This window comes from Stenotrophomonas sp. LC732 (assembly GCF_052446685.1).
GTDB classification, from domain to species: domain Bacteria; phylum Pseudomonadota; class Gammaproteobacteria; order Xanthomonadales; family Xanthomonadaceae; genus Stenotrophomonas; species Stenotrophomonas muris.
Window position 1 is genome coordinate 227868 of record NZ_CP199214.1, and the last position, 19835, is coordinate 247702.

Annotated in this window: 16 protein-coding genes; 12 read left to right on the forward strand and 4 right to left on the reverse strand. The window is 68.1% G+C overall.

Annotation, left to right across the window (positions count from 1 at the left end; genetic code table 11):
- Nucleotides 1-9 precede the first annotated feature (9 nt).
- From ACT6SE_RS01155 to ACT6SE_RS01180, 6 genes are all read left to right on the forward strand, one after another.
- Entirely contained in the window at nucleotides 10-696 is a 687-nt protein-coding gene (locus ACT6SE_RS01155; protein WP_014645778.1) for a hypothetical protein, read from the forward strand.
- Between the two features lie 16 nt (nucleotides 697-712).
- Nucleotides 713-2362: a CsgG/HfaB family protein gene (locus ACT6SE_RS01160; protein WP_041863036.1), complete on the forward strand. Its 1650-nt coding sequence runs from the start codon at nucleotides 713-715 to the stop codon at nucleotides 2360-2362.
- Nucleotides 2363-2605: 243 nt separating this feature from the next.
- Nucleotides 2606-4255, forward strand: coding sequence for a M28 family metallopeptidase (locus ACT6SE_RS01165; protein ID WP_032959265.1), 1650 nt, complete (start codon nucleotides 2606-2608; stop codon nucleotides 4253-4255).
- Between the two features lie 174 nt (nucleotides 4256-4429).
- Nucleotides 4430-5689 carry a sensor histidine kinase gene (locus tag ACT6SE_RS01170; RefSeq protein WP_046428597.1) on the forward strand — a complete coding sequence of 420 codons (1260 nt, stop codon included), beginning with the start codon at nucleotides 4430-4432 and terminating at the stop codon, nucleotides 5687-5689.
- The gene (locus tag ACT6SE_RS01175) at nucleotides 5679-6449 is read left to right on the forward strand and encodes a LytR/AlgR family response regulator transcription factor (protein WP_014645782.1); all 771 of its coding nucleotides are present in this window, start codon (nucleotides 5679-5681) and stop codon (nucleotides 6447-6449) included. The genes ACT6SE_RS01170 and ACT6SE_RS01175 overlap by 11 nt, the downstream gene beginning before the upstream one ends.
- Nucleotides 6450-6482: 33 nt before the next feature.
- Nucleotides 6483-6827: a hypothetical protein gene (locus ACT6SE_RS01180; RefSeq protein WP_014645783.1), complete on the forward strand. Its 345-nt coding sequence runs from the start codon at nucleotides 6483-6485 to the stop codon at nucleotides 6825-6827.
- Between the two features lie 39 nt (nucleotides 6828-6866).
- Here the strand turns inward: ACT6SE_RS01180 and ACT6SE_RS01185 are convergent, their stop codons facing one another.
- Nucleotides 6867-7481, reverse strand: a complete 615-nt coding sequence (locus ACT6SE_RS01185; RefSeq protein WP_046428600.1) for a hypothetical protein — start codon at nucleotides 7479-7481, stop codon at nucleotides 6867-6869.
- A 309-nt stretch (nucleotides 7482-7790) separates the two neighbouring features.
- On the opposite strand from ACT6SE_RS01185, the gene ACT6SE_RS01190 reads away from it, so the two are divergent.
- Nucleotides 7791-8720 (forward strand): oxygenase MpaB family protein, encoded by a 930-nt coding sequence (locus ACT6SE_RS01190; protein WP_046428605.1) that lies wholly within the window; start codon nucleotides 7791-7793, stop codon nucleotides 8718-8720.
- A gap of 77 nt (nucleotides 8721-8797) precedes the next feature.
- Here the strand turns inward: ACT6SE_RS01190 and ACT6SE_RS01195 are convergent, their stop codons facing one another.
- Nucleotides 8798-9385, reverse strand: coding sequence for a TetR/AcrR family transcriptional regulator (locus tag ACT6SE_RS01195; protein ID WP_014645786.1), 588 nt, complete (start codon nucleotides 9383-9385; stop codon nucleotides 8798-8800).
- A 129-nt stretch (nucleotides 9386-9514) separates the two neighbouring features.
- Here ACT6SE_RS01195 and ACT6SE_RS01200 point away from each other — a divergent pair, with 129 nt between their 5' ends.
- The gene (locus ACT6SE_RS01200; RefSeq protein WP_046428674.1) at nucleotides 9515-10729 is read left to right on the forward strand and encodes an MFS transporter; all 1215 of its coding nucleotides are present in this window, start codon (nucleotides 9515-9517) and stop codon (nucleotides 10727-10729) included.
- On the forward strand, nucleotides 10726-11898 hold the full coding sequence (locus ACT6SE_RS01205) for an MFS transporter (RefSeq protein WP_014645788.1): 1173 nt from the start codon (nucleotides 10726-10728) through the stop codon (nucleotides 11896-11898). The genes ACT6SE_RS01200 and ACT6SE_RS01205 overlap by 4 nt, the downstream gene beginning before the upstream one ends.
- A 132-nt stretch (nucleotides 11899-12030) precedes the next feature.
- Here ACT6SE_RS01205 and ACT6SE_RS01210 read toward each other — a convergent pair whose 3' ends face one another.
- Nucleotides 12031-14142: a M13 family metallopeptidase gene (locus ACT6SE_RS01210; RefSeq protein WP_032959257.1), complete on the reverse strand. Its 2112-nt coding sequence runs from the start codon at nucleotides 14140-14142 to the stop codon at nucleotides 12031-12033.
- A 176-nt stretch (nucleotides 14143-14318) separates the two neighbouring features.
- Here ACT6SE_RS01210 and ACT6SE_RS01215 point away from each other — a divergent pair, with 176 nt between their 5' ends.
- Nucleotides 14319-17381 carry a bifunctional diguanylate cyclase/phosphodiesterase gene (locus tag ACT6SE_RS01215; RefSeq protein ID WP_046428611.1) on the forward strand — a complete coding sequence of 1021 codons (3063 nt, stop codon included), beginning with the start codon at nucleotides 14319-14321 and terminating at the stop codon, nucleotides 17379-17381.
- 212 nt (nucleotides 17382-17593) lie between these two features.
- On the opposite strand, the gene ACT6SE_RS01220 is transcribed toward ACT6SE_RS01215, so the two are convergent.
- A complete protein-coding gene (locus ACT6SE_RS01220; protein WP_046428614.1) occupies nucleotides 17594-18475 on the reverse strand; it encodes a LysR family transcriptional regulator in 882 nt (293 codons plus the stop codon).
- Nucleotides 18476-18571: 96 nt separating this feature from the next.
- Here ACT6SE_RS01220 and ACT6SE_RS01225 point away from each other — a divergent pair, with 96 nt between their 5' ends.
- Nucleotides 18572-18982: a DoxX family protein gene (locus ACT6SE_RS01225; protein WP_046428617.1), complete on the forward strand. Its 411-nt coding sequence runs from the start codon at nucleotides 18572-18574 to the stop codon at nucleotides 18980-18982.
- Nucleotides 18983-19013: 31 nt separating this feature from the next.
- A complete protein-coding gene (locus ACT6SE_RS01230; RefSeq protein WP_046428619.1) occupies nucleotides 19014-19802 on the forward strand; it encodes a dioxygenase family protein in 789 nt (262 codons plus the stop codon).
- The last annotated feature ends 33 nt before the right edge of the window (nucleotides 19803-19835 follow it).

Here is a 19835-nt window from a genome sequence, read left to right on the forward strand (position 1 = left end):
GACTCTCACATGATCCGCAATACCGCTCTTGCCCTGGCCATCGCGGCCGCCACCCTGTCGATGCCGGCCCATGCCGGCCTGGGCAAGCTGAAGGACCTGGCCGGTGGCTCCACCGGCTCCTCCAGCAGCACCTCCAGCGCCGCTGCCCCGGACGAAGCCGCGCAGGAAGCGCTGGTGCGTCGTTTCGTCAGCTCGCAGTCGCACTCGCTGCAGGCCCAGACCTCGTTCGCCCGTGCCTTCGGCCTGGCCGAGCAGGTGCAGCTGCTGGAAGCCGAGCGCCAGGCGCTGTCGTCGGGTTCGGTCAGCGTCGATGCGATGAAGAAGTCGGTGTCGGTCAGCGAAGCCGCCCAGGCCGCGATCGACGAGCGCCAGGCCGCGCAGCCGGAGCTGAACGCTGAATCCAAGCAGCACTACGCCGAAGGCCTGGTCTCGCTGCTGGCGTCGGCCGCCGAAGCGCAGAAGCTGGGTGGCGAAGCCAGCAACTTCACCGCCGGCATGAAGAACCTGGGCGCCACCCAGATGGCTACCGTCGGCCGCAAGCTGGCCGCTGGTGCATGGGTGGCCAAGGAATCGCCGGGCTTCATCCAGGGCCTGTACGGTTCGACCAAGTCGGCTGTGACCTTCGCCAAGAAGAGCAAGGTCAAGGTGCCGTCCAACGCCGACTCGATGCTGGGCCAGCTGGACAAGATGAACTGATCCGAGGCGAATCCCCATGCGTACGACCTCCCGTTTGATCGGCCTGGGCCTGGCTGCCGCGCTGCTTGCAGCCTGTGGCAAGCAGGACACCCCGGCCGAAGCGCCCGCACCTGCCAAGGACAAGGCAACCAGTGCACTGGCCAGCAATGCGCCAGTGGAAGCAGCGCCCCTGCGTGGCACGCCGGATTTCGGCGGCACCACCCAGGTCGCGCGCGAGGCCGACGGCATCGGCAGCACCCCGGAACTGGCGGTGCTGGCGGCGTTGCAGTCGGCGGTGGCGCAGGTCAACGGCGTACGCGTGGCCAGCCAGATGCAGAGCCTGCGTGCAGGCCTGCATGTGGATGTGGATGACGAACACGTCGGCGATATCCGCGCCGACGCGTTCACCCAGCAGATGATCGCCGGCTCGCAGGGCGCGGTGCTGGGCTATGAAATCCTGTCGCAGGACGAAGTGCGGCAGCTGGATGAAGAAACCATCGCGCGCGTGCGCGCCAGCGACGAAGGCTGGAGCTTCAAGGGTTCGGCCTCTGCCAGCGCGTCCGGCGAGGCCACGGCCAAGGGCGGCGGAGCCTCGGCCAGCGTCAAGGAGAGCTACGACGAGAAGGTCAGCGTCGATGCCAAGCGTGGCGCAAGCTCGTTCGATTCGGACGTGACCCACCGCAGCATGCGCAGCTACTGGAAGGTGCGCGTGCGTGCACAGATTGCCCAGTACCGGGCACCGGACGAGCAGGGCAAGCCGAAGATCGTGGTCGCGCTGCCGCGCACCAAGGCCGGCAGCTATGCCGTGGGCGATGGCCGCGTGAGTGCCGATGAAGTGGCCGACGCGATCCGCGCGCGCCTGTCCGACACGCTGACCCAGACCCAGCGCTTCATCGTGCTGGACCGAGAGTTCGGCGACGAACTGCAGGCCGAGATCGACCATATCAACAGCGGCAACGTACGCCTGCAGGACACCGCACGCGTCGGCCAGCAGCTGGCGACCGACCTGATCCTGATCCCGACCATCGAACGCTTCGAGTACCCGCGCAGCGTGCGCAACCTGCGCATGTCCGACCGCCAGGTGACCTCGTACTCCGGTGGCGGCCGCATCACCCTGCGCCTGATCAACGCCACCACCGGCCAGGTGGTGATGTCCGACAGCTTCGACCACCAGCTGGCCTCGACCGGCCCGAGCACCCTGCCCCGCGTGGTCAACGGCCGCAACATGGCCGCGGCGATGATGGAATCGCTGTCGGGCCAGATCGGTACCACCATCGTCACCACGCTGTTCCCGGTGTCGGTGGTTTCTGTGGACGGTGACCAGGTGGTGCTGAGCCAGGGTGGCGAAACCCTGCAGGCCGGCCAGCGCTGGCAGGCCGTGCGCCTGGGCGAGGAACTGAAGGACCCGCAGACCGGCCGCTCACTGGGCCGCAGTGAACACCCGTGCTGCACCATCCGCATCGACCGCGTGGCCGCACAGACCTCGTACGGCACCATCGAAGACGGCGTCGACGCGATGCGCGGCGGTTTCCGCCCGGGCCAGATCGAACTGCGCCAGAAGCTGGGCAGCAAGCCGGCCGCCGCCGCAGGTGCGACTGCCTCGGCCGCTCCCGCCGCCGCCGCACGCCCGGCGGCCAAGCCGAAGCCCAAGCCCGCTGCCGCCCCGGCCGAAGACCCGAACTGGTAACACGCCCAAGCAACACACCGATGGGGTCAGAGCCCTTTTCCGGCGGGAAAAGGATCTGACCCCTTCGTGTTTCCGTGCGTGTCGACCCAGGTCGACACCCACCAACAGCAGTGGGACCCCGCCTACCCTCAGGAAACCAGCTTTTGCTGTTGCTTCGGCTGTTGCCGTTGTTTCGGCAGGTGCAGGGCGCAGCCCTGGCGAATCCCATTACACTCCAGAAGGATTTCCCTGCTGGAGAGAGCAATGAAACGAGTGGTACTGGGCGTGCTGGCCCTGTCGGTGTCGAGCGCACTGATGGCGGCCACCCCGAAATTCGATGGCGCGCGGATCTCCGCCGACGTCAAGGAACTGGCCTCCGACGCCTACGAAGGCCGCTCGCCGGCCACCGCCGGCGAAGAAAAGACCATCGCCTACCTCAGCAGGCAGTTTGCCGACGCCGGCCTGCAGCCGGGCGGCGACCTCAAGGACGGCAAGCGCCTGTGGACCCAGGCCGTGCCGCTGCGCAAGGGCGACATCGTCGGCGCACCGCAGCTGGCGCTGCACCAGGGCGGCAAGACCCTGCCGCTGGAGCAGGGCAAGCAGATCGCCGTGCGCGCCGCCATGAACGGCGCCAGCAGCGTCGACATCAGCAAGGCCCCGCTGGTGTTTCTCGGCTACGGCGTGAAGGCACCGGAGCGCAACTGGGACGACTTCAAGGGCGTGGACCTGAAGGGCAAGATCGCCGTGGTGCTGATCAACGACCCGGACTTCGAAACCGGCCAAGGTGATTTCGACGGCAAGGGCATGACCTATTACGGCCGTTGGACCTACAAGTACGAGGAAGGCGCCCGTCAGGGTGCGCTGGGCGTGCTGATCGTGCACGAGACCGCACCGGCGTCGTATGGCTGGGCCACCGTGGCCGGCTCCAACACCAACACCATGTTCGACGTGGTGCGTGACAACCCGGCAGAAAGCCACCCGCTGCTGGAAGGCTGGATTCAGCGCGACCTTGCCGTGGAGCTGTTCCGCTCGGCCGGGCAGGATTTCGAGGCACTGAAGAAGAAGGCGCAGCAGCGCGACTTCACCCCGGTGCCGCTGACCGGCGCCAGCCTGGACGCGAAGTACGCGGTGAAGACCGAAGTGATCACCTCTCACAACGTGGCCGCGCGCCTGGAAGGCAGCCGCCATCCGGACGAGACCATCATCTACAGCGCGCACTGGGACCACATCGGCGTGGGCGAGCCGGACGCGCGCGGTGACCGCATCTTCAACGGCGCGCTGGACAACGCCAGCGGCACCGCCTCGCTGGTCGAGCTGGCCCGTGGCTTCGCCAAGGAGAAGCGCCCGCAGCGCTCGCTGCTGTTCCTGGCGGTCACCGCCGAGGAAAAGGGCCTGCTGGGTTCTGAGTACTACGCCACCCATCCGCTGTATCCGCTGGAAAAGACCGTGGCCGTGATCAACATGGACGGCATGGCGCCGTTCGGCCCGTCGCGTGACTTCGGCATCTACGGTGCCGCGCGCTTCGAGCTGCTGGACCAGCTGAAGGACGTGGCCAAGGGCTGGGATATCCGCTACACGCCGGACCCGAAGCCGGAAGCGGGCCTGTTCTTCCGCTCCGACCACTTCCCGTTCGCCAAGCGTGGCGTGCCGGCGCTGTCCTGGTCGGCCGGCCAGGACTGGGTGGACGGTGGCGTGGCCGCAGGCAGGAAGGCCTCCGAGGACTACACCGCCAAGCGCTATCACCAGCAGGGCGACGAGTGGCAGCCGGACTGGGTGTTTGCCGGTGCCGCGCGCGACCTGGAAGTGCTGTACACGCTGGGCAACCAGCTGGCCAATTCCCGCGATTGGCCGAACTGGAGCAAGGACGAGGCGTTCCGCGCCGTGCGTGACGCCAGCGCCGACCAGCGCAAATAACGGCGTCCGGTAGTGCCGGCCGCTGGCCGGCATTGCCGCCCCCGGAAACGCCGGGCCGTGCCCGGCGTTTCCATAACGGCTTCCATCCCAACTTTCCCGGCCTTCGTCGCAGCCTGCTTGCTTGCCCGGCGGGCCGCCCTATGCTCGGCTCACCCCCTTCCTCAAGGCGCCGCCGTGTTCGCCAGCCTCTCTCTCCTGATCCGCCACCTGCTGGCCTGGGCTGCCGCGCTGGTTGTCGCCGGCATGGTCTGGAGCGGCATCTTCAGTGGCATGAACGATGGCCCGGGCTGGATCTTCGGGCTGCTGGCGATGTTCCTGATCATTTCCGCGCTGGGCAGTGCCATCACCCACATCCGCCGGGTCTGGCTGGTGGCCGGTCGCCTGGATGCCACCACCCTGTCCGGCCGCCAGCGCCGCCAGATCGAACTGCCGATGGACGCGGGCCACGCCTTCTCGGTGGTGGAGGCGGCGATTTCCGAACTACCGCGCGTCGAAGACGTGGAAAGCTCGGCCGGCAGCCTGCAGGTGCGCGCCTATGTGCGCCGGGTCGACCTCTGGAACGGCCGCCAGCCCTCGCGCTGGAACCTGCCGGCGCGGCTGGCCATCAAGCGCAACAGCGTGCTGGCCACGGTGACACCGGGGCAGGGCACCAGCACCGTGACCCTGCTGTTCGAACCCGATGCCGGCTGGTGGGCCGACCTGCTGGCGCTCGACGAGGGCAGCAACTTCGAGAACGCCGAAGCAGTCACCCGTGCGATCAGCCGCCGCGTCGCCGACCAGCGCCGCGACGAACAGGCTGCGGCCGAACAGACCCAGGTGGAAAAGGAACTGTCGGTGGCACGCTTGAACCTGTTGCATGCGCAGGTGGAACCGCACTTCCTCTACAACACGCTGGCCAACGCGCAGGTACTGACCCGCACCGATCCGGCGCGTGCCGAACAGATGCTCGGCCACCTCATTCAATACCTGCGCAGCTCGTTGCCGCAGGTGGACGAATCGGTATCCACGCTGGGCGTGGAGTTGGACCGCACCCGCGCGTACCTGGAAATCCTGCGCATCCGCATGGGCGCACGCCTGGCGGTGGAAATGCAGGTACCGAACGAACTGCACGGCGTGCACCTGCCGGCGATGGCACTGCAGACGCTGGTGGAGAACGCGATCAAGCATGGCCTGGAACCCAAGCCCGGCGGTGGCACGATCTGGATACTGGCGCGCGGCTTCGATGACCACGTGACCGTGACCGTGGCCGACGATGGGCTGGGCTTCGGCCAGGGCACCAGCGGTACCGGCATCGGCCTGAAGAACCTGCGCGAGCGCCTGCGCCTGACCTGCGGCGAGCAGGCCGGCGTGGCGATCGTTGCCAACTTCCCCAGCGGCGTGGCCGCGACCATGACCCTGCCGCAGTCGCACAAGGAGCGCAGCCATGCCGCTTGAAGCCCTGATCGCCGAAGACGAAGAACTGCTGCGGCAGTCACTGGTGGAGCAGCTGGGCCGGTTGTGGCCGGAGCTGAAGCTGGTGGCCGAGTGCGAGGACGGTGCCAGTGCACTGGAGCAGCTGGCCGAGACGCAGCCGGATATCGCTTTTCTCGACATCCGCATGCCCGGCATCAGCGGCATCGAGGTCGCGCGCTCGCTGTCCGAGCTGAGCCCGCGCACCCAGGTAGTGTTCGTCACCGCCTACGACCAGTACGCCATCGATGCGTTCGAGCAGGGCGCGATGGACTACCTGTTGAAGCCGGTCAGCGACGAGCGCCTGCTGGCCACCCGCGAGCGCATCCTGTCGCGGCTGCCATCAACGCGACAGGACGATGCCGTGCTGGAGCGCCTGCTGCAGCGGCTGGGCCCGTCGCAGGGCGCAGCGGAGCGCCCGCCACTGGCCTGGATCACCGCCAGCAACGGCCGCGAGACGCAGCTGATCATGCTGGAAGATGTGGCCTACTTCCGCGCCGACAACAAGTACACCACCGTGGTCACCGCTGCCGGCGAAAGCCTGCTGCGCACACCGTTACGTGAACTGCTTGAAGTGCTCGACCCGCAGCACTTCCGCCAGATCCACCGCTCCACCATCGTCAACATGAAGGCGGTGGCAGCGGTGAGCCGCGACGACACCGGGCGCGGCGTGCTGCGCCTGCGCGGGCGCACGGAGACGCTGGTGGTCAGCCAACCGTTCATGAGCCTGTTCCGCGGCATGTAGCCGCGACGCAGTCTCCGCCGCCAGGAGCATTGCATGCGTTTTTTCCTGCTTGTCGGCCTCGCCGCATTGGCGCTTGCCGGTTGCCGGAAGTCCACTGAAACCGCGATCACCCGCACCACTGCCAATGGCGTGGACACGCTGTACAGCAAGCGCACGGTAGTGGACGGCGTGGCGCGTTTCGAGTGCATGGCCAGCCGCAGCGGCCAGTGCCATTACCTGGTGCTGGACCCGGCCTGTCGTCCTGATGCCGCCTGTGCGAAAGCGCCGATACGGTCGTTCGCGTTGGCGGCCGGCACGACCCGGGAGTTCAGGGGCCTGCCGAAGGGCTTCGCCCAGTGCGTCAGCGAGGATCGGAAAGAACAATGCCACCGTGAGTGATCACGGTGGCATTGTGGCTCCCCCCGCTTCCCTGAAGGGTCAGTAGGCAGGCTGTAGTGTCAGGTCGTGGAGGTGCTCGTTCTCGCCCACGTGGTTGAGGCGGCCGACCAGTTCGGAGTGCTGCTTCATGCGCCCGATCTCGGTCATGATGCGGATGTCCTCGTGGCGCAGCTCGCGCTTGGCGGTGACCGCCTGCTTGTAATCGAGCACTTCCGGGTAATGCTCGGCCAGGTCCAGTGCCTCGGCCACGTGCTCGACGCTGTCGGCCTTGGAGCTGATGCGTGCGCGGCTGTTGAACGCCTTCATCCAGCGCTCGAAACCGGCCTGCTGATCGAACATGTTGGCCATGAACCAGATCACGAACAGGATCGACACCCACGAGCCGAACACGACTACCACGCGGGTGAACGTGATATGGAAGTCGTCGCGCCAGAGGTAGTTGGCGATCAGGCCAAGAATCAGCAGCGAGGCTGCCTGCCAGCCGACGATCGAGGCGATCAGCCATTGGCACTTGGCCTGGGCCAGCACCGCGACTTCATCGCGGATCTGCTGCTCGCTGAGATTGCGCCAATGCGCGACCTGTTTGTCGAACGGGCTGCTGTAGAGCTCGTTGTCGCGAAGCAGAATTCCCAAACCCTTGAACAAAGCAATCATGGCTGGCTCCTTGTGGAACGTGCGTCGATCAGCATTGGACGGTGTGGCGGTTCCAGTTCTAGCACTTCCAGCGAGCCGTGCAATGGGCGCAATGCCAAGCTGCGCAAGGGCTTTGCCTGAATCGGTGAATGTTGTTGCATCGCAGCATCGAGGGCGCTGCCTGCGACAGGATGTCGCAGGGTGAAATGTGCTGCGGCCGCACATGAAACCGTGGCTGAGTACGAAGACTCGCCGCCGCGGTCGTGATCGCCGAGAATCGGAGCCAACCGCGCAAGATGCGACTGTTCTTCCGTCTTTCTTGGACCTGTGATGCCGGCTCTGCTGCAGCGACTCTCCCGCCCCGTCACCGCGCCGATCCGGCGCTGGGTGCTGGAGGCCTTCCCCCGTGGCCAGAGCGGCATCGATTACGACCAGCCGCTGGGTGACCCGGGTTGGTTTGGACCCGACAGCGTGACCTGGCGCCTGCACGCCGAGTTCCCCTCGATGCTGGCCGGTGGCCTGTGCGCGCTGATGCTGCAGACCCTGCATCCGCGCGCGCTGGCCGGGGTCTACGATCACTCCAATTTCCGCCAGGACCTGGTGGGTCGCCTGCGTCGCACCACCGCGTTCGTTGCCGGTACCAGCTATGCGCCCACCGGCGAGGTGGAGGCGCTGGTGGCCAAGGTGCGCCGCATCCATGCACGGATCCGCGGCCAGACCGCACAGGGCGAACCCTACGCCGCCGATGATCCGCAGCTGCTGACCTGGGTGCATGTGACCGAGGCGTTCGGGTTCCTTCAGGGCTTCCGCCGGTACGGACGGGAGGTGCCGGCACACATCGCCGACCGTTACTACGATGAGTACCGCTGCGTGGCCGAGGCACTGGGTGCGGTGGACGTGCCGCGCAGCGAAGCGGAAGTGGCGGCGTACTTCTGTGCGCGGCAGCCGGAGCTGCGCGTCGACGAGCGCTCGCGCGAGGTGCTGGAGGTGCTGTCCGGCGTGCGCCTGCCGGTACCGGTGCCGGGGCTGTCGCGCGAAGTGTTCCTGGGTGCAGGCGCGGCACTGCTGCCGGACTGGGCCGAAGGCATGCTTGAACGCAGTGGCCGTCAGCGCGCGCAGGCCGCCGCGTCGGCGACACTGGTGCAGGGCATGGCGCCGCTGTTTCGCCGTGCGTTGCCCGATGGCCTGGCCAGCCGCGCCTGTGCGCGCATGGGCGTGCCGGTGTCGGTGCTGCGCGAGTGGCCCACCGTTCCCCGGTAGGTGCCAACCTTGGTTGGCACGCGTTGCGCGCGGTGCCGCAGGAGCCGCAGTAGATCCACACCATGCGTGGATGGGCCTTACCCCGCCGACTTCAACCCGCGCAACAGCATCTCCAGCGCCGCCGTCGCCTGCCGCAGGCGCACGTCGCCATCCTCGCCCTCGGCGATCCAGAACGCGGCCTCGGCCAGGCTGCCATAGATCAGCGACGCCAGCGCCTGCGCATTCACCGGCGCCACCACGCCCTGGGCAACCAGATGTTCGATCAGGTGCTGCATCGAATGCACGCAGTGGCGCTGCGATTCCGGTGAGGCGCCACCGAGCACCGCGCGCGCATCGCGCAGCACGATGCGCTGGATCTCCGGTTCCAGCGCCATCTCCAGGTACGCGCGGCAACGCTGCACGAAGCCCTCCCAGGCATCGTCGGCGGCATCACTGATCGCCTGCAGGCGCTGGTCGGTCTCGGCATCGAGCTGGGCGACGACAGCCGCCAGCAGACCCTTCTTGTCGCCGAAGTGGTGGTACAGCGCGCCGCGGGTCAGCCCGGCCTGGGCGGTCAGGTCGTCCATCGAGGTGGCGGCATAGCCATGCTCGCTGAACACCCGGCGGGCGGTGGCCAGGAGGGTGGCGCGGGTTTCTTCCATCTCGGCGCGGGTGCGGCGAACCATTCAGAGCTCCTTACATACGCAGTGCATGATTATTTACATACGGCGCGTATGAATGTAGCCTCTTATTCATACGCCCCGTATGTATTGTCATGGCGCCCCGTGCGCCAGGCAAGTCGCTTGGAGAACCTGATGGCCACCCCCTATCGCGACCTGTTCGCGACCCCCGGCACCGCCGGCCTCGCCCTGGCCGGGCTGCTGGCACGCCTGCCGCTGCCGATGACCGGTATCGGCATCATCACCTTGCTGTCCCAGCTGCGCGGCAGCTATGCACTGGCCGGTGCGGTGTCGGCCACCTTCGTGCTGACCTATGCGTTGCTGTCGCCGCAGGTGTCGCGCTGGGTCGACCGGCGCGGGCAGGGCAGGGTACTGCCATGGGCCACTGCGGCCAGTGCGGCCGGTCTGCTGTTGCTGCTCGCGTGCACGCTGCTGGCCGCGCCGGACTGGACGCTGTTCGTTGCGGCGATGCTGGCCGGCTGCATGCCCAGCGTGTCGGCGATGGTGCGAGCGCGCTGGACCGCGACCCATCGCGGACGACCACAGCTGCAGACCGCGTATTCGCTGGAGACCGTGTTCGACGAGGTGACCTTCATCGCCGGGCCACCGTTGTCCGTCGGATTGTCGGTGGCGGTATGGCCACAGGCTGGCGTACTGGCGGCCGCCCTGCTGCTGGTGGCCGGCGTCGCCGCACTGGTGCTGCAGCGGGGCACCGAGCCGCCGATACAGCACTACGAAGGTGCAGCATCCTCGCACTCGCTGCTGCGGCAACCGGAGATCCGCCTGCTGGCGTTGCTGATGCTGGCGATGGGCGTGATCGTCGGCACCGTCGACATCACCAGCGTGGCATTGGCCGAGCTGCGCGGACAGCCACTAGCTGCCAGCTGGGTGCTGTCGGCCTACGCGCTGGGCAGCTGCTCGGCGGGCCTGCTGTTTGGTGCCCTGAAGCTGCCGATGCCGCTGCCGCGCCTGTTGCTGGCCGGAGCAGCGGCCACCGCATTGACCACGTTGCCGCTGCTGTGGGTCGGCACTCTGCCGGCACTGGCCGCTGCGGTACTGCTGGCCGGGGTGTTCTTCGCGCCGACGATGATCGTGGCGATGTCGCTGGTTGAACAACGCGTGCCCGAAGCACGCCTGACCGAAGGCATGACGTGGCTGCTGGCCGGCCTCAACATCGGCGTGGCGCTGGGCGCGGCGCTGTCTGGACAGAGCGTCGATGCGGCGGGCGTGCGCAGCGGTTTTGTGGTTGCGCTGGCGGCAGGCGGTGGCGTGCTGCTGTTCGCCTTGCTCGTGCAACGTGCGCTGCGCCCGTCTGCCGCGTCCACATCTCCTGAAGGAATCATCCCGTGAGCGCTTCATCGCCTGCGCATGCCGCGTCTGTGCCCCGCCATCCGTGGTGGGCGGTCTCCGCCGTCGGCCTCGCCACGTTCTCGGTGGTCACCACCGAAATGCTGCCGGTCGGCCTGCTGACTCCCATCGCCGAAGATCTCGGCGCGTCCACCGGCACCGCCGGCCTGATGATCTCACTGCCCGCCCTGCTGGCGGCAGTGTTCGCCCCGCTTGCGGTGATCGCAGCCGGTGGCATCGATCGTCGCCGCATCCTGTGTGCGCTGTTGGGCCTGCTGCTGGTCGCCAACCTTGCGTCGGCGCTGGCACCTGGCATCGGCTGGCTGTTGGCCGCGCGTGTGCTGGTGGGGTTCTGCATGGGCGGCATCTGGACCATTGCCGGTGGGCTGGCAGCGCGCCTGGTACCTGCGCAGCGCATCGGTCTGGCCACCTCGATCATCTTCGGAGGCGTGGCCGCAGCTTCGGTGCTCGGCGTTCCGTTGGGCGCGCTGATCGGGGATGCATTGGGCTGGCGCAGCGCGTTCGTGGCGATGACGTTGTTCAGTGCGGCGGTGATGCTGCTGCATCTGCGGGTGGTTCCCGCGTTGCCGGTCAGCACATCGGTGCGGCCGCGGCAGTTCGTGCAGCAGCTTGGCCAGCGCAACCTGCGGCGTGGCCTGTGGCTGACCGGGCTGCTGGTGTCCGGGCACTTCATCGCCTTCACGTACGTGCGGCCGCTGCTGACGTCCGTATCGGGCGTGGATGCGTCGTGGATAGGTGCACTGCTGTTTGGGTACGGCCTGGCTGGCATCGCCGGCAACTTCATCGCCGGGCCGCTGGCTGCGCGCCATCCACGGGGCATGCTGCTGGCGATAGCCTCGGGCCTGCTGCTGACGCCTCTGCTGTTCCTGTGGGTGGGAAATACGCCCTCCGCAGGTATTGCAGTGCTGCTGCTGTGGGGTCTGGCCTATGGCGGTGTATCGGTGGGCCTGATGAGCTGGATGATGAAGGCGGTGCCGCAGGCCGTGGAGATCGCCACCGCGTTGTATGTGGCGGTATTCAACATCGGCATCGCAATGGGTGCGTGGGGTGGTGGCCGCCTGCTGGATGGCGTGGGCCTGCATGCGAATCTGTGGGCTGCGGCGGTGTTGGCTGGGAGTGCCCTGCTGATGGCTGCCATCACCCGCAGGTAGATCCACGCCATGCGTGGATTCCTACCCCGTGCCGACCAAGGTCGGCACCCACCAGAGCGGAGTATGTGCCGACGAAGGTTGGCCGCTACCCGGAAATGAAACGGGCGCCTTGCGGCGCCCGTTCCGGTTACATCACCACACCTTGACCCGCTTGTCCGGGGCCAGGTACAGCTTCTGGCCTTCCTTCACTTCGAACGCCGGGTACCAGGCGTCGATGTTGCGCACGGTCAATGCGCGGAACTGGCCCGGGGCATGCACATCGGTCAGCAGCGAATTGCGCAGCGCCTGCTCGCGGCTCTTGCTGCGCCACGCCTGGGCGAAGCCGAGGAAGAAGCGCTGGTCCGGGCTGAAGCCTTCCAGGGTCTGGCCCGGCTTGCCCTGCAGCGACAGCTGGTAGGCATCGTAGGCGGTACCCAGGCCAGCCACGTCGGCGATGTTCTCGCCCAGGGTCAGCTTGCCGTTCACGTGCACGCCGGGGAACGGCTCGTAGCTGCTGAACTGCGCGGCCAGCGCATCACCGGCGGCGTTGAACTGCTTCAGGTCCTCGGCGGTCCACCAGTTGTGCAGCTTGCCGGTCTCATCGAACAGCGCGCCGGCGTTGTCGAAGCCGTGGCTGATCTCGTGGCCGATCACCGCACCGATCGCACCGTAGTTCACCGCGTCGTCGGCAGCGCCGTCGAAGAACGGCGGCTGCAGGATCGCGGCCGGGAACACCAGGCGGTTCTCCAGCGGCACGTTCATCGCATTGATGGTCTGCGGCAGCATCGCCCACTCGCTGTGGTCGACCGGCTTGCCCAGCTTGGCGATGTTGCGCTGGTACTCGAACAGCTCGGCGCGCTGTGCATTGCCCAGCGGATCATCACGGCGGATCTCCAGGCCGGTGTAGTCGCGCCACTTCTCCGGATAGCCCATGCCCACGGTCAGGCCCGTGACCTTGGCCTTGGCATGCGCCTTGGTCTGCGGCGACATCCACGACAGCGCGTCGATGCGCTTGGCAAAAGCGGCGATGATGTTCTTCGCCATCTCGTCCGCACGCTCCTTGGTCCTGGCGTCGAAGTGCTTTTCGACGTAGCGCTTGCCGATCGCTTCGCCGACGGCATGGTTGGCATCGTCCACCGCGCGCTTCCAGCGGTCGCTCTGCTGCGGCGTGCCGCTCAGCGCGGTGCCATGGAAGGCGAACCGGGCATCGGCGAACTTCTTCGGCAGGTAGGCGGCGGCACGGTCCAGCGCGTGGAACGCCAGGTAGTCCTTCCAGGCGTCCAGCGGCTCGGTGGCGACCAGCCTGGACAGGCCGGCCACGGCCTTGGGCTGCCACACGATGAAGTCCTGCTGGTTGCCCAGCGCGGCCGCATCGAGGAAGGCGTTCCAGTCCAGGCCCGGCGCCTTTGCATTGAAGTCGGCCTGGGTCCAGGGGTTGGCGCCCTTGGTCACGTCGTTGGTTTCTTCCTGGGTGGCATGTGCTTGCGCGATCTTCGTTTCCAGCGCGAGGATGCGCTGCGCCTTGCCGGCCGGGTCGGCGACGCCGGCCAGCTGCAGCATCTGTGCGATGTAGGCCTGGTACTGCTTGCGCAGTTCGGCCATGCGGCCATCGCCCAGGTAGAAATCGCGGTCGGGCATGCCCAGGCCGCCCTGCACCAGGTACGGCGCGGTGCGATCCGGCTGCAGCATGTCCACCGACACCCACAGGCCGAACAGGCGGTCGGTGTAGAAGTTGGTGGCGTTGAGCAGGTCGACGTCGGCGCGCAGGTCGCCGCCGAGTGCGCGGGCCAGCCCGGCCTTGTCGGCGATCGCATCGATGGCCTTCAGCTGCGGCTGCACCGGCGCCAGACCGTGCTGCTCGATGCCGGCTTCGTCCATGTAGGCGGCGTAGTAGTCGCCGATCAGCTTGTCGTCGCCGCTGGCCTGGGTGTTGCCGGCGGCCCCTTCCAGGATGGCGCGGGTGTCGGCCAGGGTCTTCTCGGCAATGACATTGAAGCTGCCGAAGCGCGAGCGGTCGGCCGGAATCTCGGTGTTCTTCACCCAGGTGCCGTTGGCGAAGCCGAAGAAGTCGTCGCCGGCGGCGATGCTGCGGTCCATGCCGCTGGCATCGAAGCCGAAACTGCCCAGCATCGGCTTGGCCGCAGCGGGGGCGGCATCGGCCGGCGCGGTGGCACCGACGGCCGGGTCGGCCGGGCGGTCACAGGCGGCCAGGGACAGGCTGGCAACAATGGCCAGCGCCAGGGTGGGACGGCGCAGCTTGGACATGGACTTCTCTTGCAGCGGAAAACCCCAAGTCTAATCCGCTCCGGCGCCACTGGCCGCCCCCCTGCGGGGCCCGCCCTGTGCAGGATCTGGCTGAACGTGCGGATGCGATCTTCACGCCGTCACCGGGGTGGTGCATGCTGGACCCTCGAGCCCTGCGCGGACACGGGGAGGTGGCCATGCAGGATGGGGTCAGGCGTCAAGAATGGCGTCCGCCGGCCGTTGAGGTCGGGGACGTGGAGGATTCGTTCGCGCATGAAGCCAGCCGACTGCACAAGGAACATCAACCGATGCCCGCGCTGAAACGGGCGTTGGCCCGGCCGCTGCGCGCCATCACCTGGGGCGGTGTGCTGCTGGGCGTACTGCTGGTGACCGGTCTGGCCCTGATGCTGGTCAACGACCACCACCGCCGCCTGGAAGCGGCGCAGCGGCAGAGCCGCGCGCTGGCGGTGGGCAGCGAGCGCCTGCTGGCGCTGGAGCTGCGCAACCTGGAGCGGGCCATGACCGGCATCGCCGCCGACGCCGCGGAACTGTTCCGCAGCGTGCCGGCACAGGCGCCGGCCTTGCTGGATGCCTCCATCGGCGGCGTGCTGGGCCGGCACGCCGAACTGCACAGCATCGTGGTGCTCGACAGCTATGGCCGCGCATTGACGGCCGGCAAGGGCGACCTGCAGTTGCCGTTGTGGACCGATCCGCAACGGCGCGGCTCGGGCAGCGCGCTGTACATCGGCCCGCCGCAGCGTGCCAGCGACGGGGGCTGGGTGGTCCCGCTGGCGCTGCCGATGGCCGATGGGCGCTGGCTGCTGGCACGGCTGCGCTGTGGCGAACTGCAGCGCATCGTCGGCGGCCTGGATGTCGGTCCCAACGGATTGGTCTCGATCAGCGATGCCCAGGGCTACATGCTGGCCCGCGTACCCGATCCGCATGGCACGGTGGGCCGCCGCTATGACCTGCCGCGCCGGGACCTGCTCGGCACGCAGGCAGTGGTCGAGCTGGGCAGCATGCCCGGCGTTGTCGACGGCGTGCCGCGCATCCTCACCATCAGCACGCTCGAACGCAGCCCGCTGGCGGTGCAGGTCGGCCTGGCCGACGAAGATGTACTCGCACCGTGGTGGCCGTACCTGAAGGCGTCGGTGGCGATCGTACTGGCCTACATCGCGGTGTTGCTGGTACTGCTGTACGCCGTGCGCCGCAGCACCCGCAGCCAGCAGGCGATGGCCGAGGAACTGAAGACGGGCCACGCCGAGCTGCGCCTGGCGCACCAGGTCGGGCGTGTCTGCACCTGGTACGTGGATGAGGACGCCGCGCTGCTGCGCTGGTCGCCGCTGGCCCGCGAGATCTTTGGGGTACAGACCGACGCCTTGCCGGTCGCGGATTTCTTCGCGCGCGTGCATCGCGATGATGCCGCGCGCCTGCAGCAGGCCTTTGACCAGGCCTTCGCCGGCAGCGCTGTGCTCGACCAGGTGTTCCGCCTGGTGCTGCCCGGGGGCGAGGTGCGCTGGGTCGGCGCGCGCGGGCAGCGGGTGGAAGTGGCCGACAGCGAGCGGCGCATGATCGGTGCGCTGACCGACCTGAGCGAACGCTATCAGGCGCGCGAGCAGATGAGCGAAGTGGAACGCCGCTTCCGCCTGCTGTTCGACCGCAATCCGGCACCGTTCTGGGTGTTCGACCCGGATACGCTGCGCTTCATCGAGGTCAACGACGCTGCAGTGCGCCAGTACGGCTACAGCCGCGACGAGTTCCTGGCGATGAGCATCCTCGACATCCGCCCGCGCGAAGGCTGGGACGAAGTGCGTGGTGCCATCCAGCGGGCGCAGGTGGGCGATCCCCCCGACGCGACCGTGCGCCTGCACCGGCGCAAGGACGGCAGTGTGTTCGAGGTGCGCGCACACCTGTCCAAGCTCGACTTCGACGGGCAGCCCGCGTGCCTGGTGCTGGCCGAGGATGTCAGCGAGCGGCTGGCCTACGAGCGCGACCTGGCCTACCAGGCACGGCACAACCCGGCCACCGGCCTGCTCAATGTGCGCGCCCTGACCGAACAGCTGGACGAGCAGGAGGAGGGCTACACCATCGCCTTCGTGCAGCTGCGCGGGCTGCAGCTGGTGGCCGATACGCTGGGCCGCGAGATCGGCGATGCGGTGCTGCAGTCGATGGCGACCCGGCTCGGGGGCCTGGGCGCACGCTGTGGCACGCTGGCGTTCCAGCCGGCCGAGGATTTCGTCTTCGCCATCGGTGCCGAGCACGATACCCAGCGCGTGCTGGACGACCTGCTGCAGATCGTGTCGGCGCCGATGCGCGGCAAGGACTCGCTGCACCAGTTCGAGCCGCGCATCGGCGTGGCCGTGCACATCGCTGGTGACGGGCACACGGCCGAGCAGGTGATCGGCATGGCCGCGCAGGCCGCGCATGCGGCGCGCGCCGAGGGCAACGTGGTGGTCTGGTTCGACGCGGCCGTGACCACGCGCCTGGCCGACCGCCTGCGCCTGGCCGGGCGCATCCATGCCGCCATCGACAACGAATTCCAGCTGTATTTCCAGCCGATCCGGCATGCCGGCGATGGCAGCCCGGCAGCGCTGGAGGCACTGCTGCGCTGGCCGCAGGCCGATGGCAGCTTCATCCCGCCCAACGAGTTCATCCAGCTGTGCGAGGACACCGGGTTGATCCTGGCGCTGGGCCGCTGGGTGATCCGCGCGGCGGCGAAGGCGCAGCGCCGTCTGGTCGAGGCCGGGTGGGGTGAGTTGCCGATCGCGGTCAACGTGTCGGCGGTTCAGTTCTTCAACAGCGACCTGGTGGCCGAATTCACCCGTGCCCAGCAGGATTTCGGCCTGGCCCGTGGCGCGCTGCACGTGGAGCTGACCGAGAGCAGCCTGATGCGCAAGCCGGCACAGGCGATGCAGACCATGCAGCGCCTGCACGAGCAGGGCATCCGCGTGTCGCTGGATGATTTCGGCACCGGCTATTCCAGCATGTCCTACCTGCAGCACCTGCCGCTGGACATCCTGAAGATCGACCGCAGCTTCGTCGCCGACGTGGAAACCAATCCACGCAATGCCTCGATCTGCCGCGCGCTGCTGTCGCTGGGCCACAGCATGGGCCTGACCATCATCGCCGAAGGCGTGGAGACGCCGGGGCAGCTGGACTGGCTGGCTGCGCATGGCTGTGACCAGGTGCAGGGCTACCTGTTGGGGCGGCCGGCGCCGCTGGAACAGATCATCGACGCGCTGGATGAGGTCCCCGCCTGATCGGGTTTCGTATGTGCCGGCCAGCGGCCGGCACTACCCGACCGAAGCACGACGGGGCTTCGTATGTGCCGGCCAGCGGCCGGCACTACCCGACCGAAACATGACGGGGTTTCGTATGTGCCGGCCAGCGGCCGGCACTACCCGACCGAAGCATGACGGGGGTTCGTATGTGCCGGCCAGCGGCCGGCACTACCGGCAAGCGCCAGACTCGGCTACACCCCGGTGTCCACCAGATGGTCGATGAAACTGCGCACCTTCGGTGCCAGATGGCTGCGGCTGGTATAGACCGCGAAGATGCCGATCGGCGAGGCCTCCCATTCCGGCAGTACGCGCACCAGGCGGCCATCGGCCAGCGCGTCTTCCAGCAGGAAGTCGGGCTGCAGGATGACGCCCATGCCGGCGATCGCCGCTTCACGCAGCACGTCGCCGTTGTTGGCGTGCAGCAGGCTGTTCACCGCTACTTTCACTTCGCCGCCCGGCCCCTGCAGCGGCCAGTGGTCACCGGCGGCCCAGTAGCTGTAGCCCAGGCACGCGTGCGCCTGCAGGTCCTGCGGGGTCTGCGGGGCGCCGCGTGCGGCCAGGTAGGCGGGCGCGGCGCACAGGCTCACCCGCGATTCGCCCAGGCGGCGAGCGATCAGGGTGGGGCCCGGCTCGCGGGTGATGCGGATGGCCACGTCGTAGCCTTCCTCGACCATGTCCACCAGGCGGTCGGACAGGGCCAGGTCCAGTTCCACCTGCGGAAAGCGTTCGCGGTAACTGGCCAGCAGTGGGCCGAGGCGGGCGATGCCCCAACTGACCGGTGCATTGATGCGCAGCGTGCCGGAGGGCTCCAGCGCCTGCGCGCCGATGCTGGCCTCCAGCGCGTCGAACTCGGCCAGCAGGCGCACGCATTGGGCGTAGTAGGCGGCGCCGGTGCTGGTGGGGCTGACCCGCCGCGTGGTGCGATGGAGCAGGCGGGTGGACAGGCGCTTTTCCAGTGCGGCGACCTGGCGGGTAACGCCGGCGGTGGACATGTCCAGGGCCTGGGCGGCGGCGCTGAAGCCGTTGCGCTCGACCACCGCCACGAACACGCGCATCGCCTCAAGGGTGTCCATTGTTGCGCCTTCTGAAATAAATACGGTCAATCGATCGTATTTATCGGCCTGTGAAGGCGCAATAACCTGAGCCCACTCCCTTCAAGGTGCTTTCCGATGCACGCCACGACCGCTCCTGTTTCGCCGCTGGCCCCGTATGGCGCCACCCTGCTGCGCCTGGCACTGGGCGTGCTGTTCCTGGTCCATGCGCTGACCAAGCTGCTGGTATTCACCCCGGCCGGCACGGCAGCGTTCTTCGAGTCGCTGGGCCTGCCCGGCGTGCTCGGCTACCTCACCCTCGGCGTCGAGCTGGTGATCACTGTCGCGCTCCTGCTGGGCATCTATGCGCGCTGGGTGGGCCTGGTCGGCGTGCCGCTGCTGCTGGGCACCATCGTCACCGTGCACGGCGCCAACGGCTTCGGTTTCGCCAATGCCGGCGGCGGCTGGGAATACCCGGCGTTCTGGGCGCTGGCGCTGGTGGTGCTGTTCCTGGTCGGCGATGGCAAGTGGACCCTGCGTTCGCGCTGATCGCCGCCTGATCCTGCAACTGGAGAATTCCATGTCCCGCCTGCCTTCGCTGTACATCTCCCATGGTTCGCCGATGACCGCCTTGCATCCGGGCCAGGTCGGTGTGCGCCTGGCCGAGCTGGCGCGCGACCTGCCGCCGCCGCGCGCCATCGTGATGGCCTCGGCGCACTGGCTGGGCCGGCAGCCGCTGGTCGGCGCACATCCGCAGCCGCCGACGATCCACGACTTTGGTGGCTTCCCGCGCGCGCTGTTCGAACTGCAATACCCGGCGCCGGGTGATCCGGCACTGGCCGAAGAAGTGGCCGGCCGCATCGCCGCCGCAGGCCTGACAGTGGCCATCGACCCGCAGCGTGGCCTCGACCACGGCGCGTGGGTACCGCTGCGGCTGTTGCGCCCGCAGGCCGACATCCCGGTGGTGCCGGTGTCGATCCAGCCGCTGCTCGGCCCCGAGCATCAGTTTGCGCTGGGCCGCGCGCTGGCACCACTGCGCGAACAAGGCGTGCTGCTGGTCGGCTCGGGCAGCATCACCCACAACCTGCACGACTGGGGCGACTACCAGGACGGCAAGGAAGCGCCATACGTGCGGCCCTTCATCGAGTGGGTGGAGCAGCGGCTGGCCGCTGATGACCGCCAGGCGCTGTTCGATTACCGCCGGCAGGCCCCGTTCGCCGAGCGTGCGCACCCGACCGACGAGCACCTGCTGCCGCTGTTCTTCGCGATGGGAGCGGCCGGCGAGGGCGGTTTCGGCGCACGCCGCATCGACGCCGGCATCGATGCCGGCTTCCTGGCCATGGATCTGTACCGGTTCGACGGGGCATGAGCCGGGGCTGGACGCGCGGCGGCCCCGGCCGTC

Excerpts from the sequence above, each read along its gene's own strand:
- ACT6SE_RS01185 (WP_046428600.1), bottom strand. The coding sequence starts at position 7,481 with ATGATTGCTTTGTTCAAGGGTTTGGGAATTCTGCTTCGCGACAACGAG.
- ACT6SE_RS01195 (WP_014645786.1), bottom strand. The coding sequence starts at position 9,385 with ATGGTTCGCCGCACCCGCGCCGAGATGGAAGAAACCCGCGCCACCCTC.
- ACT6SE_RS01180 (WP_014645783.1), top strand. The coding sequence starts at position 6,483 with ATGCGTTTTTTCCTGCTTGTCGGCCTCGCCGCATTGGCGCTTGCCGGT.
- ACT6SE_RS01175 (WP_014645782.1), top strand. The coding sequence starts at position 5,679 with ATGCCGCTTGAAGCCCTGATCGCCGAAGACGAAGAACTGCTGCGGCAG.
- ACT6SE_RS01215 (WP_046428611.1), top strand. The coding sequence starts at position 14,319 with ATGCAGGATGGGGTCAGGCGTCAAGAATGGCGTCCGCCGGCCGTTGAG.
- ACT6SE_RS01200 (WP_046428674.1), top strand. The coding sequence starts at position 9,515 with ATGGCCACCCCCTATCGCGACCTGTTCGCGACCCCCGGCACCGCCGGC.
- ACT6SE_RS01155 (WP_014645778.1), top strand. The coding sequence starts at position 10 with ATGATCCGCAATACCGCTCTTGCCCTGGCCATCGCGGCCGCCACCCTG.
- ACT6SE_RS01210 (WP_032959257.1), bottom strand. The coding sequence starts at position 14,142 with ATGTCCAAGCTGCGCCGTCCCACCCTGGCGCTGGCCATTGTTGCCAGC.
- ACT6SE_RS01230 (WP_046428619.1), top strand. The coding sequence starts at position 19,014 with ATGTCCCGCCTGCCTTCGCTGTACATCTCCCATGGTTCGCCGATGACC.
- ACT6SE_RS01190 (WP_046428605.1), top strand. The coding sequence starts at position 7,791 with ATGCCGGCTCTGCTGCAGCGACTCTCCCGCCCCGTCACCGCGCCGATC.
- ACT6SE_RS01225 (WP_046428617.1), top strand. The coding sequence starts at position 18,572 with ATGCACGCCACGACCGCTCCTGTTTCGCCGCTGGCCCCGTATGGCGCC.
- ACT6SE_RS01165 (WP_032959265.1), top strand. The coding sequence starts at position 2,606 with ATGAAACGAGTGGTACTGGGCGTGCTGGCCCTGTCGGTGTCGAGCGCA.
- ACT6SE_RS01160 (WP_041863036.1), top strand. The coding sequence starts at position 713 with ATGCGTACGACCTCCCGTTTGATCGGCCTGGGCCTGGCTGCCGCGCTG.
- ACT6SE_RS01220 (WP_046428614.1), bottom strand. The coding sequence starts at position 18,475 with ATGGACACCCTTGAGGCGATGCGCGTGTTCGTGGCGGTGGTCGAGCGC.